This window comes from Kiritimatiellia bacterium (assembly GCA_018001225.1).
Classification (GTDB): domain Bacteria; phylum Verrucomicrobiota; class Kiritimatiellia; order CAIQIC01; family JAGNIJ01; genus JAGNIJ01.
In genome coordinates, this window is the sequence record JAGNIJ010000008.1 from 1 (window position 1) to 18055 (window position 18055).

The window sequence follows — 18055 nt, forward strand, 5'->3', positions numbered from 1 at the left end:
TTCGACCGGGTTTATGTGACTTCGTGCACACATCACCCCCTACCCAGAAGTCGAAAAAACCCCTCCCTCGACTCGAATCTGCCGTCCTGTACGCACTGACAGGATAAGAAAAGGGCCAAACACGAGGCGCGCGCCCCGCTGCGGGGCGCGCTCTTGCTTTTCAGCCTGGGGGCCTCAATCCTTCAGGACGCCTCCGGTACTCGCGCTGCTGGCCATCTTCGTGTACCGCGCCAGCCAGCCGGTCTTGAATCGGGGCTCGGGCGCGCGCCAGGCCTGCCGGCGCGCCGCCCACTCGCCGTCCGAAATCTTTGCGTTCAGCTGCCGGGCCGGGAGGTCGATGGATAGGAGGTCGCCGTCCTTCAGCAGTCCGATCGGCCCGCCCTCCGCCGCCTCGGGCGAGACGTGGCCGATGCACGCGCCGCGCGTGCCGCCGCTGAACCGGCCGTCCGTGATCAGCGCCACCTTGTCGCCCAGCCCCTGCCCCATGATGTAGCTCGTCGGCGAGAGCATCTCCTGCATGCCGGGCCCGCCCTTCGGACCCTCGTAGCGGATCACCACCACGTGGCCGGGCTTCACCTTGCCGGCCAGGATGCCCTCGCAGGCGTCTTCCTGCGACTCGAAAATGATCGCCGGGCCCTCGTGCTTCAGCATCTTCGGGTCCACGCCGGCCGTCTTGATCACCGCGCCCTCGGGCGCGAGGTTGCCATAGAGGATGGAGAGGCCGCCCTCCCGGCTGTACGCGTTCTCGACAGGCCGGATGCAGGCCGGATCCTTGCTCTTGGCCCGCGCAATGACTTTCCCCAGCGTCTTGCCCGTTACGGTTCGGCACGCGGTGTTCAGCAGGCCGCGAATCTTGCCGATTTCGTTGAGAATGGCGCTGATGCCGCCCGCGCGGTCCACGTCCTCGACATGGTACGGCGAGGACGGCGAGACCTTGCAGATGTTCGGGCATTTCTTCGACAGCTCGTTGATGCGGGCGAGGTCATACGCCACGCCCGCCTCGTGCGCGATGGCCAGCGTGTGCAGCACCGTGTTCGTGCTGCCGCCCATGGCCATGTCCAGCACGAAGGCGTTGTCCAGCGACTCCGCCGTGACGATGTCGCGCGGCTTGAGATCCTCGCGGACCATCTCCACGATCCGTTTTCCGGCGGTGCGCCACAGGCTGCGCCGCTTAGGGTCCTCGGCCAGGATCGTGCCGTTGCCGGGCAGGGCCAGGCCGATCGCCTCGCAGAGGCAGTTCATCGAATTGGCCGTGAACATGCCGGAGCAGGAGCCGGCGCCGGGGCAGGCGTGGCAGGATATGTCCTCGAGCTGCTCCTCGGAAATCTTACCCGCCTTGAACGCGCCGATACCCTCGAACACGCTGATCAGGTCCACCGCGCGGCCGTCCGGCATCTTGCCCGCGCGCATCGGGCCGCCGCTGACGAAGATCGTCGGGATGTTGCACCGCAGCGCGCCCATGACCATGCCGGGGACGATCTTGTCGCAGTTCGGGATGCAGACCATGCCGTCGAACAGGTGCGCGTTGACCATGGTCTCGACGCAGTCGGCCACCAGCTCGCGGCTGGGCAGGGAATACTTCATGCCCGCGTGGCCCATCGCGATGCCGTCGCAGATGCCGATGGTGTTGAACTCGAACGGCGTGCCGCCGGCCGCGAGGATGGCCTTGCGGACCAGGTCGCCGACCTTCCGCAGGTGGACGTGGCCGGGTATGATATCCGTGTACGAGTTGCAGATGGCGATGAACGGCTTGCGCATCGCCTCGGTGGTGAGCCCCGTGGCCCGCAGGAGGCTGCGGTGCGGCGCGCGCTCGAAACCCGTCTTGACCTTGTCGCTTCTCATGGTGATGTCCTTTCCGTTCGTTCCAAGGCTTTAGAGATGGGGGCGGCCTGCCCGAAAGGCAAGGAGAATCGGCCCGGGCGAAAGGCTGTTGCGCGGCGGGGCGTCTTTTGCCATAGTTTGGCCGCCATGAAATCCGTGCGACTGATGACCCTGGCCGCCGCGGCGGCAGGACTGGCGTGGGCGGACCCGGCCGCGGCCCGGTCGGTGGCTGTGGACGGCTATGCCGCCATGGTGAACCAGCGCGTGATTCTCAAGAGCGAGGTCTTCGCCATGGTCTACCCCCTCCAGCAGAAGCTGAAGCTGGAGCACTCGGGCTCCGAGCTGGAGAAGAAGCTGGAAGAGGCCTACACGAACGTCCTGGAAAGCCTGATCGAGCGCGCCCTGATCGTCGAGGAGTTCGTTCGCCAGGGCCGCATGCTGCCCGACCGCGCCATCGACAGCCAGGTCAACAGCCTGATCAGCGAGCGGTTCAACAACAACCGGATGGCCTTCCTCGACGCCCTCGCCGAGGAACGGCTCACCCTCGCGGAATGGCGCGAGCAGGCCAAGGACGGGCTCATCGTCACCATCCTGCGCCGCACGGAGATCCTCGACCGCGTGGCCGTCGCCCCGCGACAGGTCCGCGAGTACTACGAACAGCATCTCGACAGCTACCGTACCCCGGAGGAAGTCCAACTCCGGCTGATCGTCCTGCATCCCGGCGCCACGCCGGAGGAGCGTGCCGCGAAGATCGAGGAGGCCCGGCGCATCCGCGAGCGGCTCGCGGGCGGCGAGGATTTCGCGACCGTCGCCAAGACCGTGTCCGAAGGCCCCAAGGCCGCGCAGGGCGGCGACATGGGGTGGATGCAAACCTCCGACCTGCGGGCCGAACTGGCCGCCGGGGTGAAGGATCTCGGGCCGGGCCAGTTGAGCGAGGTCATCGAAACCTCCGACGAAATCTACCTCGCCAAGGTGGAGGGCCGGAAGCAGGCAGCGGTCGCGCCCTTTGAGGAAGCGCGCCGGAACATCGAGGATCGCCTGCACAAGCAGGAACTGGAACGCCTGTACGACGCCTGGATCGCGCGCCTGAAGAATCGCTTTTACGTCAAGGTGTTCTGAACGGCCACGGGCCGGACCGAGCCATGAGCGCGACGCTCCGCATCGGAATCACCCTCGGCGACGCCAACGGTATCGGGCCGGAAATCGCCCTGCGCGCCGTCACCCGCCGGGGCTGGCCGAAGAACGTGCAGTTCGTGCTCATCGGCGCGCCGGCCGTGATCCAGGCACAGGCCCGCGCCCTCCGTCTACCGCGGCCCGGACCCCGCGTATTCATCTGGAACCCCGTCCCCGCGCTCGCGCCGGCCTGGAAGCCCGGAAGCATCCGCGCCGACGCGTCGCGCGCGGCCGACGCCTGGATCCGCGCCGCCGTCGTCGCCTGCCTGGACGGCCGGCTGCACGCCATGGTGACCGCGCCGATCTGCAAGGAAGGATTTCAGAAGGCCGGCATCCACGTCCCCGGCCACACGGAGCTGCTGGCCGAACTCACCGGAACCCGCCGCTACGCCATGATGCTGTTCGGCGGCCCGCTGCGCGTGGTCCTCGCCACCCGGCACCTGCCGCTGCGCGACGTCGCGCGGGAATTGAACAAAGCCGACGTGCTCGAAGCCATCCGGATCGCCGGCGAGGCCCTCCCGTGGCTGGGCTGCCGCGGCGGGCGCATCGGGGTCTGCGGACTCAACCCGCACGCCGGCGACGGCGGCGCGATCGGCCGCGAGGAAATTACCGTGATCGCACCCGCGATCCGCGCCGCGCGCCGCGCGGGATTCAACGCCATCGGGCCGGTGCCGGCGGACGTCATCTTCCACCAGGCCGTGCGCGGCGCCTTCGACGCCGTGGTGGCCATGTACCACGACCAGGGGCTCGGCCCGCTCAAGATGCTCGCGTTCGAGACCGGCGTGAACGTCACGCTGGGCCTGCCCATCGTCCGCACGTCGCCCGATCACGGCACGGCCTTCGATATCGCCGGCCGCGGCCGGGCGAATCCCTCCAGCATGGTCGAGGCCGTCCGGCAGGCCATCCTGCTGGCCGGGCGCAGGAACCCGTGGCGCCGCCCGTGAACCTGACCCATCCCTCCGAAGTCAGGGAACTGTTGTCCCAGCTCGGTCTGCGGCCGCGGCGGGCGCTGGGGCAGAATTTCCTGATCGACGCCAACATCCTCCGTATCCTGCTGCGCACGGCGGAACTTCACCGGGACGAGCAGGTGCTGGAAGTCGGCCCTGGGCTCGGTGTGCTGACCGAGTGGCTGGTTCGCTATGCCGGCCGTGTCGCGGCCGTGGAAAAAGACCCCGTGCTGTTCGGCTTCCTTCAGCAGCACTTCGCCGGCGCGCCGAATCTCGAGTTAATCCACGCCGACATCCTCGACGTGGACCTGGCCGCCTTGCTCGCCGGGGGCATCACCAAGGTCGTCGCGAACCTTCCCTACTCCATCGGCAGCCGCTTCCTGGTCGAACTGTTCCAGTCCGCCACCCCGCCGGCGCGCATCGTGGTGACGGTCCAGCGCGAAGTGGCGGAGCGCCTCGCCGCCGCGCCGGGGACCGCCGCCTACGGGCTGCTCGGCATCCTCGCCCAGACGGCCTACGCGGTGAAGATCGTCAAGGACATCAGCCCCACCTGCTTCCTGCCGCCGCCCGAGGTGCGCTCCGCGATCGTGGCGCTGGACCGCCTGCCATACGACCGCGAGGATCGCCCGAAGAATCGCGCCGCGTTTCTGACGCTTCTCCAGGGCGCCTTTTCGAGGCGGCGCAAGCAGCTGGCGCCGCTCCTGAAAGCCCACGCCGGGCTGCTCCCCCGGCTGGGCATCGAGCCCCGCGCGCGGCCGGAGGATCTCTCGCCGGAGCAGTGGGTACGGCTGTCGAACGGACTTATACCAAATCCGGGTGAAGGCGGGTAGATTTCGGGCTCGCAGGAGCTCGCCCCTCCATGATTCCTGCCACTGGAGGGCGGAGCTCTGCGACGCCGTTCGCCGCCTCTCACCCGTACATGGTATTACAGGGTAGGATGCGCCGCGGCGCCGCAGAGCTGATCCGCCAGGCGCACGGGCTCGGGCAGACGATAGCGAAAGGCACAACGCAGCACCAGGTCCTCGGCCGTCGCCAGGTCCGCGTCATGCCCGACGCTGATGAAGAGGGGGCGAACGCCATCCCGCGTGCGCAGGACCGTGCCGACGCGCTCTCCGTGGTCGGTCAACGCCGCGCGTGATCCGCGCCGTTTCGCGGGCGCCCGGCACTCGCCGACGAGGAGGCTTTTCGCGCAGCCCACGGACGGGATTCCGGTCAGCACGCCGACGTGGCACGCGATGCCGAATCGGCGCGGGTGCGCGAAGCCCTGCCCGTCGCACATCAATACGTCCGGCCGGCGTTCGAGTTTCTCCAGCGCGGCGAGCAGCGCCGGCGCCTCGCGGAACGACAGCAGGCCGGGGATGTACGGAAACCGCAGCGGCGCGCGGGCCACATGCTGCTCCACCACTTCCCTGCGCGCGAGGTCCCACAGCACGACGGCCGCCACGCACTCCTTTTCCGAGAAGGCGGCATCCAAGCCGGCAATCCAGCGGAGCCCGGCAGGCAGCGGTTGAATCCGGACGCGAGAGGCCATTTTACGCTGCAACGCGATGGCCTGCCGCGGCGACAGGCTCCAAGGATGCGAAAGCCGCGGGCGCTTCATGCCGGCCTCCGTCACGGCATGCAACCCCTTTCCGCCGACAGAGCGGCGGAACTACAATCCTTTGTAGCTCCGGCGCTCCGTCGCCGGAGATTCATGCGATGCATTGGCACCACATCTTTCTACGGAACATTCCAATTACCCCCGCCGCCGGGTGCGGGAGGCGATGGCGCGATCGGCCTCGCGCTCGGCGGTACGGCGCTTGAGGGTTTCGCGCTTGTCCTCGGATTGCTTGCCCTTCCCCAGGGCCAGTTCGACCTTCACGAGGCCCTTCTTGAAATAGACGCGGAGCGGGATCAGCGCGCAGCCCTTGACGGCGGTCTGGCCGGCGAGCCGGTCGATCTCGCGCCGGTGGAGGAGCAGGCGCTTGGGACGCAGGGGGTCGTGCTCCTCGACGCGGGAGCAGGCATAGGGCTGGACGTGCAGCCCGCGGAGGATCACCTGGCCGCCCTCCACGAGAGCATGGCTCTCGGAGAGGCTGAAGCGGCCCTCGCGGATGGACTTGACCTCGGCGCCGCGCAGTTCGATCCCGGCCTCGAGCTTCTCGAGGATATGGTAATCCCGGAACGCCTTCCGGTGCGTCGCCATCGTCTTGATGGCGGGACGCGCTGGGGAAGGAGCCGGGGCCATGCGAACCGTTCCGGCCGGCCGCGGGAACTACAGGGAAAGCGGGTTGCTTTCCAGCGTCTTGCGGACCGGCACAAAGGAGATTTCGGCGGAGAGCTTGCCCTCGGCGATTTCCTTGAGGGCGATGTTCATCGGGGACATCTGCATGTTGTCCGGCTTGACCAGGGGCCGCTCGCCGTGATTCAACTGGCGCACGCGGCGCGACACCATGTTGATCAGCAGCGGGATATTGGGCACTTTTTCCTTCGCCAATTCCATGTACTTGATATTCACCGTTACAGCCTCCAGTCTCTGAAAAGCCGGGCGGGGCGCACTATAGGCGCCCCGCCCGGTTCGTGTCAATGGCCCATTCCGGGCTTAGTACATGTCTTCCATGCCGCCCATTCCCCCGCCGGCGCCGGGCATGGGCTTCTTTTCCTTCTCGGGAATTTCGGCGATCATGCACTCGGTGGTCAGCAGCAGCGAGGCGATGCTGGCCGAGTTCTGCAGGGCGCTCCGGGCGACCTTGGTCGGATCGATGATACCGGCCTTGACCAGGTCGCAGTACTCGTCCTTGGCCACGTCGTACCCGTAGCTGCCTTTCTGCTTCTTGACTTCCTGGATGACGATGGAGCCGTCCACGCCCGCGTTCGCCGTCAACTGGCGCAGCGGGGCCTCGAGGGCCTTGCGGACGATGTCCACGCCGATGCCGGCGTCGCCGTCGATCTTGACGTCGGCCAGCGCCGGCTGGCAGCGCAACAGGGCCACGCCGCCGCCCGGGACAATGCCTTCCTCGACGGCCGCGCGGGTCGCGTGCAGCGCGTCCTCGACGCGCGCCTTTTTCTCCTTCATCTCCGTCTCGGTCGCTGCGCCGACGTTGATGACCGCCACGCCGCCGGCGAGCTTCGCCAGGCGTTCCTGCAACTTCTCGCGGTCGTAGTCCGACGTGGTCTCCTCGATCTGCCGGCGGATCTGGCTGATCCGGCCCTGGATGTCGGCGGTCTTGCCCGCACCCTCGACGATCGTGGTGTTCTCCTTGTCCACGGTCACGCGCTTCGCGCGGCCCATGTCGGTGAGCTGGATGTTTTCCAGCTTGATGCCGAGGTCCTCGGAGATGAACCGGCCGCCGGTCAGGACGGCGATGTCTTCCATCATCGCCTTGCGACGGTCGCCGAAGCCCGGGGACTTCACGGCGCAGCACTGCAGCGTGCCGCGCAGCTTGTTGACCACCAGCGTGGCCAGCGCCTCGCCGTCGACGTCCTCCGCCACGATCAGCAGCGGGCGGCCGGACTTGGCGATGTTCTGGAGCACGGGCAGCAGGTCCTGCAGGTTCGAGATCTTCTTCTCGTACATCAGGATGTAGGGATCTTCCAGGGACGTCTCCATCGCTTCCGCGTTGGTGACGAAGTACGGGGAGAGGTAGCCCTTGTCGAACTGCATGCCCTCGACCACGTCCAGCGTGGTCTCGATGCTCTTGGCCTCCTCGACCGTGATCGTGCCGTCCTTGCCGACCTTGTCCATGGCGTCGGCGATGATCGCGCCGATCGTCGTGTCGCCGTTGGCGGAGATCGTCGCCACCTGGGAGATCTCCTGGCGGTCCTTGACCTTCTTGCTCATCTTCTGGAGCTGCTCGACGACGACCTCGGTCGCCTTGTCGATGCCGCGCTTCAGCTCCATCGGGCTGGCGCCGGCGGTGACGTTCTTGAGGCCTTCACGGTAGATGGCTTCCGCCAGGACCGTCGCGGTCGTCGTGCCGTCGCCGGCAACGTCGCTGGTCTTGCTGGCCACTTCGCGCACCATCTGGGCGCCCATGTTCTCGAAGGGGTGCTCCAGCTCGATCTCCTTGGCCACGGTCACGCCGTCCTTGGTGACGTTCGGCGAGCCGAATTTCTTGTCGAGGATCACGTTGCGCCCGCGAGGGCCCAGCGTGGCCTTGACGGCCCGGCTTAACTTCTCCACGCCGCGCAGGATGTACTGGCGGGCTTCCGCATCGTATACGAGTTGCTTCGCTGCCATGGGGGTTCTCCTTTAGTCCTGGATGATTCCGAGCAGATCGTCCTCGCGGAGGATCTGGTATTCCTTGTCGTCGATCTTCACTTCCGAGCCGCCGTAACGGGGCATCAGCACGCGGTCGCCCTTCTTGACGTGGAAGGGGATCACCTTGCCGTTATCGTCCACCTTGCCGGTGCCGATCGCGATGACCTTGCCCTGCGTGGGTTTTTCCTTCGCGGTGTCGGGAATGATGATCCCGCCCTTCTTGACCTCTTCCTCCTTGACCGGCTCGACCAGGATCCGATCGCCCAACGGTTGTATCTTCATGCCTTCTTACTCCTCCCTTTTGGGTTGGTTTTCTGCGTAAAGGGGCGGCGCCGGGCCGGCGCTTCCCGCTTATTTCTTTTTCTTGTCGTCGTCCACCATCTCGAAATCGGCGTCGATCACGTCGCCTTGGGCGTTGCCCTGGGGGCCCTCCCCGCCGGGGCCGCCGGCCTGCTGCGGACCGCCCTGCGGGCCCCCGCCCGGCTGCTGGGCGCGCGCCTGCGAGTACAGCTCGCCCGACAGCGCCTGCATCCCGGCGTTGACCTTCTCCAGGTCGGCCTTCATGCGCTCCGTGTCGCCCGACTTCACAGACTCCTTGAGCGCGGCCACGGCGCCTTCCACGGTCGCCTTCTTATCGGCGGACACCTTCGCGCCGTGCTCCTTGAGGAACTTCTCCGTCTCGTAGACCGTCGCGTCCGCGCGGTTGCGGGTCTCCGCCGCCTCGCGGCGCTTGGCGTCGTCCTCCGCGTGCGAGGACGCGTCGCGGGTCATCTGATCGATCTCCTGCTTGCTCAAGCCGCTGGAGGCCGTGATCGTGATCTTCTGCTCCTTGCCCGTGCCGAGGTCCTTCGCGCCGACGTGCAGGATGCCGTTGGCGTCGATGTCGAAGGTCACCTCGATCTGCGGCACGCCGCGCGGGGCCGGAGGGATGCCGTCCAGGTGGAACCGCCCGATGGTCTTGTTGTCGGAGGCCATCTTGCGCTCGCCCTGCAGCACGTGGATTTCCACCGTGGACTGGCCGTCCGCGGCGGTGCTGAAAATCTCGCTCTTGCGAGTCGGGATCGTCGTGTTGCGCTCGATCAGCGTCGTCGCGATGCCGCCCAGCGTCTCGATGCCGAGGGTCAGCGGGGTGACGTCCAGCAGCAGGACGTCCTTCACCTCGCCCTTCAGCACGCCGCCCTGGATCGCCGCGCCGACCGCGACCACCTCGTCCGGGTTCACGCCCTTGTGCGGCTCCTTCTTGAACAGCTGCTGCGCGATCTCTTGCACCTTGGGCATGCGCGTCATGCCGCCGACCAGAATCGCCTCATCGATTTTCGACGCTTCGATCTTCGCATCCCGCAGGCAGTTCTCCACCGGCTTGACCGTGCGGCCGACCAGGTCGTCCACCAACTGCTCCAGCTTCGCGCGGGTCAGGCTCACGGTCAGGTGCTTCGGCCCGCTCGCGTCGGCGGTGATGAAGGGCAGGTTGATCTCCGACTGCTGGGAGCTGGACAGCTCGCACTTGGCTTTTTCCGCGGCCTCCTTCAGCCGCTGCAGGGCCATCGGATCCTTCGAGAGATCAATCCCCTGCTCCTTCTTGAACAAATCCACCATCCAGTTGATCACCCGCTGGTCGAAATCGTCGCCGCCCAGGTGGGTGTCGCCGTTCGTCGCCTTCACCTCGAAGACGCCCTCGCCGATCTCCAGCACCGAGATGTCGAACGTGCCGCCGCCCAGGTCGTAGACCGCGATCTTCTCGTCCTTCTTCTTGTCCAGCCCGTAGGCCAGGGACGCGGCGGTGGGTTCGTTGATGATCCGCAGCACTTCCAGGCCCGCGATGCGGCCGGCGTCCTTCGTCGCCTGCCGCTGGCTGTCGTTGAAGTACGCCGGGACCGTGATGACCGCCTGGGTGATCTTCTCGCCCAGGTAGGCCTCGGCGTCCAACTTCATCTTCTGGAGGATCATCGACGAGATTTCCGGCGGCGAGTAGGTCTTGTCGCCGATCTTCACGTGGGCGTCGCCGTTCGACGCGCGGACAACCTCGTAGGGGACCAGCGAGATTTCATGGGCGACTTCTTCGTACTTCCGGCCCATGAAGCGCTTGATGGAAAAAACCGTGTGTTTCGGGTTGGTCACGGCCTGCCTCTTCGCCGCCGCGCCGACCAGCCGCTCGCCGCTCTTCGTGAACGCCACCACCGAAGGCGTCGTCCGGCCGCCTTCCGCGTTCGGAACCACCACCGGCTGGCCGCCTTCCATGATGGCCATGCACGAGTTCGTTGTGCCCAGATCAATGCCTAGAACTTTTGCCATGTTTTGCCTCTGCTTTCTTTCAAATTGAATTTTCGCACCCGTCAATGAGCATCCGCCGTGCCACACGAATATGAAAAACCATGCGCATTAGTCATATTTTATTTAATAGCAATAAATAATGACAATTTAATGCATTCCATCAAGTTATCATGCCAATAGCATGGATTGAGACGATTTGTCCCTATGCATGGTTGGGGGCGCCCTTTTGGCGCAGGGCTTGGTGAGCCTTCGGGCCCGATCTCATTCGCGAGTAGCTTGGACAAACAAGGCGGCCGATCCTTTTTTAAGATTGCTTTTTCGGCGACGAGTTGGCGTTCTAAAAATATAGGCGGCGGGTTCACAGAAAACAGCTTTGGGAGGCCGGCCATGAAGGACGCTATCATTCGAAGTGTCAGGACGCTGGTCCTGCTGCTCGCGGCGGGCGGATGCGCGACGGCACCGAAGTTCAGCCGGACGGGCGCGCAGCCGGCGGACGTGGTGATCGCGAACGCGCGGATCTTCACGAGCAACACCAACCAGTTGTACGCGGACTCGCTGGCGATCCGGGGCGAGCGCATCGCCTACGTCGGCTCGCGCGAGGGCGTCGCGGATTTCGTGGGGCCGAACACCGAGGTGATCGACGGGCGCGGACGGCTGGTGACACCGGGCTTCGTGGATAACCACTGCCACGCCCTGTGGATCGGCGGCATGACATACCTCCAGCCGTGGGAATTGTTCACGCTGGCGACCCAGGACGACATCCTGGCCTGGATCAAGGCGCGCGCGGAGAACTATCCCGACCTGCCGCTGATCGGCGGGATTGGCTGGCGGATGGACCAACTCCCGGACGGCCCACGGCGAGAGATCCTCGACGCCGTCGTGTCGGACCGCCCGGTGATGCTGATGGCCTACAGCGGCCAGGGCGGCTGGCTGAACAGCAAGGCGATCGAGCTGATGGAGGCGCGCAACCCGGAGGCCTTCGAGCGGCTCTCCCCCGTGCGCGACCCGGAGACGGGCCGCTGCACCGGCGAATGCCTGCATTATCACGTGGTCAACTACCTGGATTACTGGACCTGGGACGAACTGGGGCCGACGGTCGAGCAGGGCGTCATGGACGCCATGACGAAAACCCTGAACGAGGCGCTGTCCTACGGCGTGACGACGGTGCACGACATCCAGATCTACCCCCAGTTCATCCCCACGATCCTCAAGTTCCGCGACCGGGGCGGGCTGGACAACGTCCGGGCGCGCTGCGCGTACTTCATCGGGCACGAGCGGCTGGCGGACGAGGCGCAGTTGAAGAAGGACCTGCGGGACTGGAAAAAGCTGCGCGAGACGGAATCCGGTCCGCACCTGGTGCTGGGCGAGTCGCTGAAGTTCTACATTGACGGCACGGGGGACAACCGGACGGCCTTCCTGCTGGAGCCGTACTCGGACGATCCCTCGACCCGCGGCCGGCCGGACTGGACGGAGGAGGAGTTCAACCGGGTGATCGAGATCGCGGACAAGCTGGGCCTGCAATGCTGCACCCACGCGTGCGGCGACGCGGGCGCGCGCCGGGTGATCGACGCCTACGAGCGCGCGTTGAAGACCAACGGCATGCGGGACGCGCGGCACAGCATCGAGCACTGCGAAATGCCGCCGGCGGAGGATTGGCCCCGGATGGCGCGGCTGGACATCGGCGCCTCGATGCAGCCGCAGCACTTCTTCGCCGACGCAATGGTTGAGAACGGGCTGGGCTTCGAGCGAGTCTCGCGGCGGATGCCGTGGCGATCGCTGGACGAGGCCGGCGTGCGGGTGTCGTTCGGCACCGACTGGGCGGCCGGCCCGTTCAACCCGGCCTACGGCCTGCTCATCGCCGCCCTGCGGATGAATTACAAGGGGGATAACTCCTGGGGACCGCGCGAGGCCGTGTCCATCGAGGACGGCATCCGGTTCTGGACGCTGGGTTCGGCCCGGAACTTGTTCATGGAAGACGAGATCGGCTCGCTCGAGGTCGGGAAGTACGCCGACCTAGTGATCTTCAACACGAACCTGCGCAAGATGCCCACGCTGTGGTTCCTGCTGACCCACGAGGTCGGGCTGGGCACGCTGGACCGGTTCGTGGACGTGACGATGGTCGGCGGGCGGAAGGTGTACGAGAAGGGCCGCCCCGGCCGCGAGCGGGGCTCGCTGGCGCTGACCCCCGGCCGGCGGGCGGAGAACCGCGAGGAGATCAGCGCCCGCTCGGGCACCTTTTAACCCGGCCATGCAGCCTTTCACAAGGAACATCCCATGTCCAAGCAGTGGAAGCGTTCTTGTTGGTTCGTCGGTTTAGTCGGGGTAATGGGTTACGCCGTGATGGCCGAAGCGGAAGGGCCGCGCGCCCCCGGCGAGGAAATTGCCGGTTTGTCGTTTATCACCACCGGTCGGGTCCGGTTTGAAGACCCGGACGATCCCGCCCTATCGGGTCGCGTGAGCGTTCAAGAAACCGGGCTCATGGCTCCGCTGGCGAGTCTGCCGCTGGGCGAAGCATCCCTCGCGGGTGGCGGCTGGGCTGGGTGGACGCGGCTCGATTTCAGCGGGCACCCGGACCTCGACACGGAGGACCTCTACGGGCTGGCCCTCTTCCTGGCGGCCGCCCGGCCTTCCGAATCCGGCTGGGGCTGGAGCGCACTGGTTATGCCCGGCTTCTTCACCGACCTCCGCGAGGGCCGCACCGGCGAGGGGAAACTCCTCCTTCACGCCGCGGGGGAATACCCGTTCACCCCGAGGCTCCAACTCACCTTGGGCGCGGCCTATGACACCGCGTTTGGCGAGCCACAGGTCTACCCCGTCGGCGGCCTCATCTGGCAGCCTTTAGAGGCCGTGACGCTCCGGCTCGTGCTGCCCGCGCCGTCCGCCTGCTGGGCACCCACTGCGAACCTCGGACTCTTCGCGCTCGTGCAGCCGGCGGGCGACCGCTGGGCCGTCGACGATGACGAGGCCGGCGAGCAGGTCTTCCTGATCGAGAGCTGGCGCGCGGGGCTGGGCGCCGAACACCGCCTGTTCAGCGATCTCTGGCTGCGCGTCGCGGGCGGCCTGGACTTCGAGCGCCGCTACGAAGCGCACAGTGGAGACCGCACCCTGCTCGACGAGGCCGTGGACGACACCTGGTACGCCTCCATCGCGTTGGTCGTTTACTGACCGAACCGCGCCGGCCCCCTTGCGGGCGGGGTGTTCAACAGGCAAGAGAGCCTGGCCGCCGGGTATCGGGCCGAATCCGGCATGGCACATCCCTCATGCCGAATCACCCGCAGCCCCCCGGCCGGCCTCTGCATCAGCCGGGCAGAGAGAAACCTCCTCATGGGGTCTGACCCCCTTCAGCCTCTATTCGATTGTCACTTCCATATGCGTTCCGTTCCCTGGCCTCCTTTCTATCGCGTTTCATTATAAGAAAGGAATGCGCACCGGAATATTCCGTAAAAAAATAAAAAACTTGAGAGATCCCTCGACTGCTTCGACGAAGGAAGAGGAGACAGGGACAGAGATAGTACAAGACCCCGGAGGCCTTGCGCCGCAGGTGAATCATTTCGGCGACGCGCTCCGCCCATCTTTCTGCCACCGGCGCTTTACCACGCCGGCGGCAGAAGGATGCCGAGGGAGACGGGCGCCGGCTCTCAGCCGCCAAACTGATTCACCCGCCAGACAAGCTGGCGGGGGGGGGCGAGGAAGCAGACAAAAAAAGCCAAGAATAATACCCCTCAACTACGGCTCGGGGGTGGCAGGTGATTTCAGTTGCCCCCCCGCCCAGCGGACCTGGCGGGCCATGCCGATGAGGATGCGGATGTCCTTCACGGTCAGGGTGCCGCGGGAGAGGATGCGGCGGATCCCCATCATCATGTGGTCGGCCTTGTCGCCCTTCATGAAGCCGACGGAGAGGAGCGCCTCGCGCCACATGGAGAACATTTGCTCGCGCATCGCGCCGCTGGCCTCGGGCGAGAACTCGCCGGGCAGCTCGAAAGTGCCCGACGCCAGGAACAGCTCGTAGCAGCAGATCAGGACGGCCTGGGCCAGGTTGAGCGAGGGGTACTCGGGCGAGGACGGGATACGGATGATCTGGGTGCAGCAGGCAAGATCCTCGTTGGACAGGCCGTCGGTTTCCGTGCCGAACACGAGGGCCACCTTGGATTTTTTTGCGGCCTGGATCAAATGCGGCGCCCATTCGCGCGGCGATTTGGCGTGGGAGCGGTAGAGGCCCGGGCGGGCGGTGGAGCCGGCGACGAGGCCGCAGTCCGCGACGGCCTCGGCCAGCGTGGGATATTCCTGGCGGTTCGCAAGGATGTCGTCGGCATGAAGGGCCATTTTGCGCGATTCCAGGTCGTCCAGAGGCCCGCGCGGCGCGGCGATGGCGAGGTGCTGCAGCCCCATGTTCTTCATCGCGCGGCAGACGGAGCCCACGTTCCCGCCGTAGATCGGGCTGACGAGGACCACGCGTATGTTGTCCAAGGACATGGCCCGGCAGGATAACCCAACACCGGATTCAAAACAATGCCGCCCGTTTTAACCACGGATTTCAGGATGGGAAGAAGAGGATATCCGTGCAATTCGCGTTATCCGTGGTAAAAAACGATCATCGATGATGCTGATCTTCAGGGTGGTTTTGCTGGCGATTTCGGCGGTTCTCTGGGCCGCGATCTGCGTGCGCCTCCGCTACCTCGAAACGCGGTTCCCGCCACTGGACTCGACGACGCCGCAGCCATCCCCGCCCGGCGGCTGGCCGGCGGTGTCGGTCGTGATCCCGGCGCGGAACGAGGAACGCGATATCAGCGCGACGCTGCAGGCGCTCGGGCGGCTGGACTACCCGGACTTCGAGATCATCCTGGTGGACGATCAGTCCACGGACGGCACGGCCCGGGCCGCCGAGGCGGCGGTCCGGGTGTTGGCAGCATTCCGCCTGCTCCGCGGGGCCGACCGGCCGGACGCCGGCTGGGCGGGCAAGAACTGGGCGCTCGTCCAGGGCGCGGCGGCGGCGCGGCACGACTGGCTGCTTTTCCTCGACGCCGACGTGGTGTTGCATCCGGCCGCGTTGAAGCAGGCGATGGCCGCCGCGCAGGCCGGCCGGGCGGACGCGTTAAGCGTGCTGCCGGCGATCGAGTGCCGGACGATCTGGGAGAAAACCATCATGCCGCTCTTCGCGCTGTTGAGCGCGCTGATCGAGCCGATGGACCGAGCCAACCGGCCGGGCAGCGCCGGCTCGCGCCTCTCCGGGGCGTTCATCCTCACGCGCCGCGCCGCTTACGAAGCCGCCGGCGGGCACCGCGCCGTCGCCGGACAGATCATCGAGGACATGGCGCTGGCGCGGAACCTCAAGCGCGGAGGGTTCGCCCTACGGCTTTTCTGGACCCACGACCTGCTGGCGACGCGGATGTACGACACGTTCCGCGACCTGTGGGCGGGCCTGGTCCGGTTGAGCTACCCGATGATGGAGTACCGGCCGGAGCGACTGCTGCTCGCGTGGGCGGCCGCGCTGGTCGGCGCGTGGCTCCCGTGGCTGGCGCTGGCCGGGGGCGGGCCGTCGGCCGCGGCCGGCCTGCTGCTCATCGCGATCATGCCGATCGCGCTTCGGAAAATCCTTCAAATCCTGCGCATCCCGTGGACCTGCGGGCTGCTGCTCCCGCCGGCCGCGCTGGTCTACTGCCTCGCCGCCACGTGGTCCGCCGCGAGGCACCATGCGGGCCGCGGGATCGCGTGGAAGCAGCGGCGATATGGGCAGTCCCCATAGCGGCTGCCCCGCAGGTTCCGGCGACGGAGCGCCGGAACTACAGGGGGCCGGCGTCCCTGCTCCGGAATTCGCTCGACGCGGGGCGATGCGTCGGTTATCACGTGCGGCTTAAGAAGCGAGGCGTTTATGGACGAATTACTCACGATTTTGAAGAACAACGCGCTGGAGAAGCCGGAGACCATCGCGCGGATGCTGAACCTTTCCGTGGACGTGGTGAAGGCGCGGATCGCCGAGTACGAGAAGCAGGGCATCATCCGCGGCTACCAGGCGATCCTGAACGTGGACCAGCTCGATGTCGCCCAGTGCACGGCCGTGATCGAGGTCAAGGTCACGCCGGAGCGCGAGGGCGGGTTCGACCGCATCGCCTCCCGGATCAGCCGCTACCCCGAGGTGCAGTCCGTCTACCTGATGTCCGGGGCGTACGACCTGCTGCTCTTCGTGGCCGGGAAGGACCTCAAGGAAGTCGCCTTCTTCGTCAGCGAGAAGCTGGCGACGCTGGACGGGGTGGTGTCCACCGCGACCCATTTCATGCTCAAGACCTACAAGCACCACGGGGTGCTCATGGAGACCCAGGATGCCGACGAACGACTCCAAGTCTCCCCCTAGTTTCATCGCCGGGCACATCGTGGACATGCCCCGCTCGGGCATCCGCGACTTCTTCGACATCGTCAGCACGATGAAGGACATCATCAGCCTGGGCATCGGCGAGCCGGACTTCGACACGCCCTGGCACGTGCGCGAGTACACCGTGTTCGCCCTCGAGCGCGGCGCGACGCACTACACGTCCAACATGGGCCTGCTCGAGCTGCGCCGGGCCATCTCGAAGTACGTCGAGAAGGCCTTCCGCGCGTCGTACAACCCGGAGACCGAGATCCTGATCACCGTCGGCGTCAGCGAGGCCCTCGACCTCGCCCTGCGCGCCACGCTGAACCCGGGCGACGAGGTGCTCTACCACGAGCCGTGCTACGTCTCGTACCGGTCGGACGTGATCCTGGCGCACGGGACCCCGGTCACGGTCGAGGCGAAGCGCGACAACCAGTTCCGGCTGACCCGCGCGATGCTGGAGGCGAAGGCCACGCCGCGGACGAAGGTCCTGCTGCTCAACTTCCCGAACAACCCGACGGGCGCGATCCTCCGGAAGGAGGACCTCGTCGAGATCGCCGCGTTCGCGCGCGAGCGCAACCTGCTGGTGATCACGGACGAGATCTACGCCGAGCTGACGTACGACGGCGAGCACACGAGCATCGCCTCGCTGCCGGGGATGAAGGAGCGGACAATCTTCCTGCACGGGTTCTCCAAGGCCTGGGCCATGACGGGGTTCCGGCTGGGCTACGCCTGCGCGCCGCCGGAGCTGACCGAGGCCATGATGAAGGTGCACCAGTACACGATGCTGTGCGCGCCGACCATGAGCCAGAAGGCCGCCGTAGAAGCCCTCACCAAGCCGCAGACGGCCGTCCAGGAGATGACCGCCGAATACCGGCGGCGACGAAACTACCTGGTCAAGAGCTTCGAGGAGATGGGCCTGCCGTGCACGACGCCCGCGGGCGCGTTCTACGCCTTCCCGTACATCGGGCACCTGGGCATCTCGTCGAAAGACTTCGCCCTGAAGTTCCTCGACCGCGAGAAGGTCGCCGTCGTCCCCGGCACCGCGTTCGGCGCGTGCGGCGAGGGCCACGTGCGCTGCGCGTACGCGACCTCCATGGAGAACATCCAGGAGGCCATGCGGCGCATGGCCCGGTTCGTGAAGGGGCTGTAGTGGCTTCGCTTGCGAAGCCGGCAGGGAAGCCTGTTCTCCGGGCGCCGGCAAGCGGCTAGCCGGCCCAGCCGATGAACGTCGGCCTTCCTCCGGCGTCTCGGATC

The 18055-nt window shown here is 66.5% G+C and carries 16 protein-coding genes; 8 read left to right on the forward strand and 8 right to left on the reverse strand.

The window, feature by feature from the left end:
- Positions 1 to 174: 174 nt before the first annotated feature.
- Positions 175 to 1842: a dihydroxy-acid dehydratase gene (gene ilvD, locus KA248_04110; GenBank protein MBP7829082.1), complete on the reverse strand. Its 1668-nt coding sequence runs from the start codon at positions 1840 to 1842 to the stop codon at positions 175 to 177.
- 126 nt (positions 1843 to 1968) lie between these two features.
- Here ilvD and KA248_04115 point away from each other — a divergent pair, with 126 nt between their 5' ends.
- From KA248_04115 to rsmA, 3 genes are read left to right on the forward strand one after another with little or no spacing between them, the layout of a single operon-like run.
- Positions 1969 to 2940: a peptidyl-prolyl cis-trans isomerase gene (locus KA248_04115; protein ID MBP7829083.1), complete on the forward strand. Its 972-nt coding sequence runs from the start codon at positions 1969 to 1971 to the stop codon at positions 2938 to 2940.
- A 23-nt stretch (positions 2941 to 2963) separates the two neighbouring features.
- Entirely contained in the window at positions 2964 to 3938 is a 975-nt protein-coding gene (pdxA, locus tag KA248_04120) for a 4-hydroxythreonine-4-phosphate dehydrogenase PdxA (protein ID MBP7829084.1), read from the forward strand.
- Complete coding sequence (gene rsmA / locus KA248_04125) at positions 3935 to 4771, forward strand: ribosomal RNA small subunit methyltransferase A (GenBank protein ID MBP7829085.1); 837 nt, start codon at positions 3935 to 3937, stop codon at positions 4769 to 4771. Before pdxA ends, rsmA begins: the two co-directional genes overlap by 4 nt.
- A 95-nt stretch (positions 4772 to 4866) precedes the next feature.
- Here the strand turns inward: rsmA and nfi are convergent, their stop codons facing one another.
- The 6 genes from nfi to dnaK all read right to left on the reverse strand — a co-directional run bounded on the left by nfi (position 4867) and on the right by dnaK (position 10473).
- Positions 4867 to 5541, reverse strand: coding sequence for a deoxyribonuclease V (nfi, locus tag KA248_04130; protein MBP7829086.1), 675 nt, complete (start codon positions 5539 to 5541; stop codon positions 4867 to 4869).
- Between the two features lie 135 nt (positions 5542 to 5676).
- On the reverse strand, positions 5677 to 6168 hold the full coding sequence (gene smpB / locus KA248_04135) for an SsrA-binding protein SmpB (protein ID MBP7829087.1): 492 nt from the start codon (positions 6166 to 6168) through the stop codon (positions 5677 to 5679).
- A 27-nt stretch (positions 6169 to 6195) separates the two neighbouring features.
- The gene (locus KA248_04140) at positions 6196 to 6423 is read right to left on the reverse strand and encodes a DNA-directed RNA polymerase subunit omega (GenBank protein ID MBP7829088.1); all 228 of its coding nucleotides are present in this window, start codon (positions 6421 to 6423) and stop codon (positions 6196 to 6198) included.
- 99 nt (positions 6424 to 6522) lie between these two features.
- Entirely contained in the window at positions 6523 to 8160 is a 1638-nt protein-coding gene (groL, locus tag KA248_04145; GenBank protein ID MBP7829089.1) for a chaperonin GroEL, read from the reverse strand.
- 12 nt (positions 8161 to 8172) lie between these two features.
- A complete protein-coding gene (gene groES / locus KA248_04150; GenBank protein MBP7829090.1) occupies positions 8173 to 8463 on the reverse strand; it encodes a co-chaperone GroES in 291 nt (96 codons plus the stop codon).
- A gap of 69 nt (positions 8464 to 8532) precedes the next feature.
- The gene (gene dnaK, locus KA248_04155) at positions 8533 to 10473 is read right to left on the reverse strand and encodes a molecular chaperone DnaK (protein ID MBP7829091.1); all 1941 of its coding nucleotides are present in this window, start codon (positions 10471 to 10473) and stop codon (positions 8533 to 8535) included.
- A 366-nt stretch (positions 10474 to 10839) separates the two neighbouring features.
- On the opposite strand from dnaK, the gene KA248_04160 reads away from it, so the two are divergent.
- Positions 10840 to 12693 carry an amidohydrolase gene (locus tag KA248_04160; GenBank protein MBP7829092.1) on the forward strand — a complete coding sequence of 618 codons (1854 nt, stop codon included), beginning with the start codon at positions 10840 to 10842 and terminating at the stop codon, positions 12691 to 12693.
- Positions 12694 to 12930: 237 nt separating this feature from the next.
- Entirely contained in the window at positions 12931 to 13617 is a 687-nt protein-coding gene (locus KA248_04165; protein ID MBP7829093.1) for a hypothetical protein, read from the forward strand.
- 561 nt (positions 13618 to 14178) lie between these two features.
- Here the strand turns inward: KA248_04165 and KA248_04170 are convergent.
- The gene (locus KA248_04170; protein ID MBP7829094.1) at positions 14179 to 14925 is read right to left on the reverse strand and encodes an RNA methyltransferase; all 747 of its coding nucleotides are present in this window, start codon (positions 14923 to 14925) and stop codon (positions 14179 to 14181) included.
- A 124-nt stretch (positions 14926 to 15049) separates the two neighbouring features.
- On the opposite strand from KA248_04170, the gene KA248_04175 reads away from it, so the two are divergent.
- The 3 genes from KA248_04175 to KA248_04185 all read left to right on the forward strand — a co-directional run bounded on the left by KA248_04175 (position 15050) and on the right by KA248_04185 (position 17951).
- Positions 15050 to 16195: a glycosyltransferase gene (locus tag KA248_04175; GenBank protein MBP7829095.1), complete on the forward strand. Its 1146-nt coding sequence runs from the start codon at positions 15050 to 15052 to the stop codon at positions 16193 to 16195.
- Between the two features lie 126 nt (positions 16196 to 16321).
- On the forward strand, positions 16322 to 16801 hold the full coding sequence (locus KA248_04180; GenBank protein MBP7829096.1) for an Lrp/AsnC family transcriptional regulator: 480 nt from the start codon (positions 16322 to 16324) through the stop codon (positions 16799 to 16801).
- Entirely contained in the window at positions 16770 to 17951 is a 1182-nt protein-coding gene (locus KA248_04185) for an aminotransferase class I/II-fold pyridoxal phosphate-dependent enzyme (GenBank protein ID MBP7829097.1), read from the forward strand. The genes KA248_04180 and KA248_04185 overlap by 32 nt, the downstream gene beginning before the upstream one ends.
- The last annotated feature ends 104 nt before the right edge of the window (positions 17952 to 18055 follow it).

Coding starts and splice junctions, on each gene's coding strand:
- KA248_04160 (MBP7829092.1), top strand. CDS start 10,840: ATGAAGGACGCTATCATTCGAAGTGTCAGGACGCTGGTCCTGCTGCTC.
- smpB (MBP7829087.1), bottom strand. CDS start 6,168: ATGGCCCCGGCTCCTTCCCCAGCGCGTCCCGCCATCAAGACGATGGCG.
- KA248_04140 (MBP7829088.1), bottom strand. CDS start 6,423: ATGGAATTGGCGAAGGAAAAAGTGCCCAATATCCCGCTGCTGATCAAC.
- nfi (MBP7829086.1), bottom strand. CDS start 5,541: ATGAAGCGCCCGCGGCTTTCGCATCCTTGGAGCCTGTCGCCGCGGCAG.
- KA248_04180 (MBP7829096.1), top strand. CDS start 16,322: ATGGACGAATTACTCACGATTTTGAAGAACAACGCGCTGGAGAAGCCG.
- KA248_04170 (MBP7829094.1), bottom strand. CDS start 14,925: ATGTCCTTGGACAACATACGCGTGGTCCTCGTCAGCCCGATCTACGGC.
- dnaK (MBP7829091.1), bottom strand. CDS start 10,473: ATGGCAAAAGTTCTAGGCATTGATCTGGGCACAACGAACTCGTGCATG.
- pdxA (MBP7829084.1), top strand. CDS start 2,964: ATGAGCGCGACGCTCCGCATCGGAATCACCCTCGGCGACGCCAACGGT.
- KA248_04185 (MBP7829097.1), top strand. CDS start 16,770: ATGCCGACGAACGACTCCAAGTCTCCCCCTAGTTTCATCGCCGGGCAC.
- groES (MBP7829090.1), bottom strand. CDS start 8,463: ATGAAGATACAACCGTTGGGCGATCGGATCCTGGTCGAGCCGGTCAAG.
- KA248_04165 (MBP7829093.1), top strand. CDS start 12,931: ATGGCTCCGCTGGCGAGTCTGCCGCTGGGCGAAGCATCCCTCGCGGGT.
- KA248_04175 (MBP7829095.1), top strand. CDS start 15,050: ATGATGCTGATCTTCAGGGTGGTTTTGCTGGCGATTTCGGCGGTTCTC.
- groL (MBP7829089.1), bottom strand. CDS start 8,160: ATGGCAGCGAAGCAACTCGTATACGATGCGGAAGCCCGCCAGTACATC.
- KA248_04115 (MBP7829083.1), top strand. CDS start 1,969: ATGAAATCCGTGCGACTGATGACCCTGGCCGCCGCGGCGGCAGGACTG.
- ilvD (MBP7829082.1), bottom strand. CDS start 1,842: ATGAGAAGCGACAAGGTCAAGACGGGTTTCGAGCGCGCGCCGCACCGC.